Here is a 230-nt window from a genome sequence, read left to right as displayed (position 1 = left end):
TGAACCCTCCATGGCAAGGCTGTTGGACACATCATACCCCATGATCCTTTTGGAATAAGCATCCGTGACCAGTGCCAGGTAGGAAGGGTTGGCCCTGGTACCCACATAAGTTATGTCACTTACCCATACCTGTTCCGGCTTGTCGATCTCTATGTTGCCCACTATGTTTTTATGCTTCCTGAACCTATGGTGGGAGTCTGTCGTTATGTGATAGCTCCTCTTGGGCTGTA

The 230-nt window shown here is 49.1% G+C and carries 1 protein-coding gene; it reads right to left on the bottom strand.

The features are described from left to right. The coding region (locus IQ282_RS15070; RefSeq protein WP_394355187.1) for a DDE-type integrase/transposase/recombinase at nt 1–162 on the bottom strand (162 nt) is incomplete at its 3' end. Nucleotides 163–230 lie beyond the last annotated feature (68 nt).

Origin of the sequence: Nonlabens antarcticus (assembly GCF_015356755.1) — a bacterium.
Lineage (GTDB): Bacteria > Bacteroidota > Bacteroidia > Flavobacteriales > Flavobacteriaceae > Nonlabens > Nonlabens antarcticus.
Note: the sequence above shows the minus strand (reverse complement) of the source record. Positions and strands in the feature narration are given on the sequence as shown.